This is a genomic window from Candidatus Symbiopectobacterium sp. 'North America' (assembly GCF_015762685.1).
GTDB lineage: Bacteria > Pseudomonadota > Gammaproteobacteria > Enterobacterales > Enterobacteriaceae > Symbiopectobacterium.
In genome coordinates, this window is sequence record NZ_PEHF01000109.1 from 1 (window position 1) to 4,163 (window position 4,163).

Consider the following 4,163-nt stretch of genomic DNA (forward strand, 5'->3'; position numbering starts at 1 on the left):
GCAACCTGCTACGAGGATGCTTATACCAAATCTGATTTATTCAACAAAGCCCTCGACCATGTTAGTCCATAATTCAGGTTGCTCCCCATCAAGTGCATCATCGTCCGTGTTTGATAGTTAGATCCCCCGCGGTTCGAAAGCAACACCAGCGCAGAACAGTCGGTAAGATTTGTGGTATATAGTACAGTCTGGTGATCGGTAACTGTCCTTACTTCTCCCATTTCTACCTCAATTGTCGTGGTTTCGTTTTCACATTGAGGCATTTCCGATAGCAAGGCTCCACTCCGGACACGCTTTACTTTATCAATTCGGTTTTGTGAATTGTCTGGAGGTGCTGTGGTTAGTCTTTTTTGACAAAGATAGAACGGCTTATTTGATATATTCGTATTATAATTTAAAGAGTTATTATGACGACATTCGGTGGAGTGAGGTGGGGAGGTATCTGTATGTTTATTTACAGAAGAATTGTGTTCATAGATTTTTAGTGCAATAGACAACGGCATATAGCAACCATTTTCTTTTCTGATTAATTTAAGAACAATCACATTAAAACCGCTTTCTACAGAAAACAGAATTTCATGGATGTTAATTGCTAAATAAAAAATTACTTTCAAGTTTGCGTCATTTCTCATCACTCTGTGAATGTAGAAAAAATCTGGGAGAGAAGAGTGAATTTGAAGTTCTTGTCCGCTTTGCTTTATCATCGAAAAAAATTACCCACTGTGAAGAACTAAGAATGATTAGCAGGCTACCCGGTGATAGCGTTCTGGGTAGCAGAAGTTAATTTTTTCTTCAGTCTGTAGTACGTGGCTCGGGATATGCCTGTTTTCTCGGTCACCTCCTTAAAAGAGTGTCCTTGTCGGATTTGCATCAGAGCGGCGGCTGTCGCCCTATGAGGCTTCCTACCAAATCGGACGCCAGAAGCCATAGCCGTAGTTCGTCCGTCATTGGTTCGTTCCAAGATTCGCTCGCGTTCAGCTTCAGCCACTGCGGCCAGGATCTGAATGACCATTTTGCCCATTGTACCTTCGGTACTGAGACCAGTTTCCAGAAAACGGATGGCAATCCCCTTTTTATAGCAGGCATCCACAATGTGGATCATATCAGCGGTATTACGGCCCATACGGTCCATTTTGGTACACAGGATGATGTCATCCTTTTCTGCCCGTGCAAGCAGGCGCTGCAACTCTTCGCGCGCGTCCGAGGCTCCCGACATCATGTCAGTAAAAATACGATCGTCCCTGACCCCGGCTGATTTCAGCTCAGAAATTTGCATCGTCAGTTTCTGATGGCTGGTTGATACTCTCGCATATCCCAGTAATGCCATATTGGTCTCATAAATCGATATTGATACTACGTAGTATCATAAAGCATAAAACACGATTTTTGATACTTATGTTTACACCCATTTTGAAAGGTCTCAAAACTTATAATATCTGATACTTTCATAAAGGCTATGGAACAATTAATAGCGAAGGAATGTACTGATGAGCGCTGATTTTCTCACCGACAGCCAGGTTCAGAGCTATGGGAGTTATGCTGCAGAGCCAAATGAAGTCCAACTGGCGAGATATTTCCATCTTGATGAACGTGATCTGGATTTTGTTAATCAGCGCCGGGGCATGCATAACCGACTTGGTATTGCCCTTCAGCTCACCACTGCCCGGTTTCTGGGAACGTTCATAAGCGATGCCATGCAGATCCCCGCTGGCGTACAGCACCATGTGGCGGCACAACTAGGTATTCCCTGCCCGGAGATACTGTCCCGTTATACACAGAGAGAGAATACGCGCTCATCAGACAGCACTATGAGTATCATGATTTTGGTGAACAGCCCTGGTCATTTCGGCTTAAACGCCTGCTGTATGTTCGCTCATGGCTCAGCAATGAACGTCCCAGCCTGATGTTTGATTTTGCAACAGCATGGTTGCTTCAGCACAAGGTGCTATTGCCCGCTGCGTCCACGCTGACCAGGATCATTGGTGAAATCCGTGAGCGGGCAAATCGTCGCCTTTGGCGAAAATTGGCATCGCTGCCTGACAGTTGGCAGACCGCACAACTGACGGGTTTACTTGAGATCCCCGAAGGGCAACGAGTGTCGGTTATGGAGCAACTGCGCAAAGGCCCTGTAACGGTCAGTGGCCCGTCTTTTACGGAAGCACTGGAACGTTATAACCGACTGAGAAACCTGGAGCTTTCCCGGCTGAATTTTAGCAAACTTCCAGCTATACAACTCTGTAATCTGGCCCGTCATGCCGGCATGGCATCAGCAAGGTATATAACCAGAATGCCAGAAGCATGGCGGCTGGCGGTGCTGACCGCGTTTGTTAAAGCGCAGGAAATATCAGCACTGAATGAAGCTGTTGATGTGCTTGATATGTTGATCCTGGATATCGCCCGTGAGGCAAAGAAGACGGGGCAGAAAAAGCGACTCAGGACTCTGAAAGATCTCGATCGGGCGGCTCTGCTGCTGGCGCGGGCTTGTGCGCTTTTGCTTGACGAAAATGTTGATGAGAGTGCGTTGCGAAAGACCATATTCAAAAATGTGCCGGTCGCCAGGATAGCGGAGTCTGTTGATAAGGTTAATGAGCTGGCCCGCCCTCATAATACAAATTTTCAGGATGAAATGGTGGAGCAGTACGGCCGAGTGAAGCGTTTCCTTCCTGCACTGCTTCACGACCTACACTTTCGTGCTGTACCCGACGGTGAGCATATCCTGGCTGCAATCCATTACCTGGCGGAACTGAGCGGTTCGAAAAAACGCATATTGGACGATGCCCCCGGACATATCATCACCGGCCCCTGGAAGCGCCTGGTCTATGATGCTGATGGCCGGATACAACGCGCCGGTTATTCACTGTGCCTGCTGGAGCATCTTCAGGATGCATTGCGTCGCCGGGATATCTGGTTGGAAAATAGTGACCGCTGGGGTGATCCGCGCTAGAAGTTGCTTCAGGGCAAGGAGTGGCAGGCTCAGCATGTGGCCGTCTGTCGTGCATTGGGACACCCCACTGATGGTCAAAAAGCCGTACAGCAATTGGTGGCGCAACTGGATGAGACCTGGAAAACGGTATCGCGTCGCTTTAACAGTAATAATGCTGTAAACATCTGTAATGACGGTAAGTATCCTTCCCTGACTATCAGTAGCCTGGAAAAACTTGATGAGTCGCCAGCATTGACACAACTGAGTAGTCAGGTGAAACAGCTTCTCCCGCCCGTGGATTTAACAGAGCTGCTACTTGAAATTGACGCCAGAACCGGTTTTACCCATGAGTTTATGCACGTCAGCGAATCAGAAGCCAGAGCAAAGGATCTTCACGTCAGTCTGTGTGCCGTTCTGCTGGCAGAGGCCTGTAATATCGGTCATGAACCACTGATAAAAAACAATATACCGGCACTGACCCGCCACCGGCTAAGTTGGGTGAAACAGAATTACCTCCGGGCAGAAACGCTAGTCAGCGCCAATGCCCGGCTGGTTGATTTTCATTCCACGCTGGAACTTGCTGGTCGCTGGGGTGGCGGCGAAGTGGCTTCAGCCGATGGGATGCGCTTTGTCACGCCGGTGAAAACGTTCAACGCAGGGCCTAACAGAAAATATTTTGGGTCAGGACGCGGCATCACCTGGTACAACTTCATTTCAGATCGGTATTCCGGGTTCCACGGTATTGTCGTTCCTGGCACGTTACGTGACTCTATTTTCGTGCTGGAAGGGCTTCTGGAGCAGCAGACCGGGTTAAATTCGGCCGAGATTATGACGGATACGGCCGGTGCCAGCGACATTATTTTTGGCCTGTTCTGGTTGCTGGGGTATCAGTTTTCTCCTCGGCTGGCTGATGCAGGTGAAGCCGTATTCTGACGCAACTCAACCGGGGAGAAGGCCGTCATGCTGTAGCCAGGGCCATCTGTTATGGTCAGCGCAGTGAGATCAGAAAACGCTATCGTGAAAGACAGGAAGACCAGCTGGGCGCGCTGGGTCTGGTCACTAACGCCGTGGTGTTGTGGAACTCACTCTATATGCAGGAAGCACTTTCACATATTAGAACAACAACGGGTGAAGCCCCGGATGATGAGCATATTGCCCGGCTGTCACCACTGGTGCACAGGCAATATGCTGGGGCATTATACGTTCACACTACCGGAGGATATTCTGAAGGGAGATTTCA

Annotated in this window: 2 protein-coding genes and 1 pseudogene; 1 reads left to right on the forward strand and 2 read right to left on the reverse strand. The window is 48.7% G+C overall.

Annotation, left to right across the window (positions count from 1 at the left end; all coding sequences use genetic code 11):
- Positions 1-20: 20 nt before the first annotated feature.
- Both CS369_RS22470 and CS369_RS22475 read right to left on the reverse strand, forming a co-directional pair.
- Entirely contained in the window at positions 21-704 is a 684-nt protein-coding gene (locus CS369_RS22470) for a hypothetical protein (RefSeq protein ID WP_196908777.1), read from the reverse strand.
- Between the two features lie 44 nt (positions 705-748).
- Positions 749-1,327, reverse strand: coding sequence for a recombinase family protein (locus tag CS369_RS22475; protein WP_196908778.1), 579 nt, complete (start codon positions 1,325-1,327; stop codon positions 749-751).
- A gap of 160 nt (positions 1,328-1,487) precedes the next feature.
- Here CS369_RS22475 and CS369_RS22480 point away from each other — a divergent pair.
- A pseudogene (locus CS369_RS22480) lies at positions 1,488-4,163 on the forward strand (Tn3 family transposase); the annotation flags it as partial.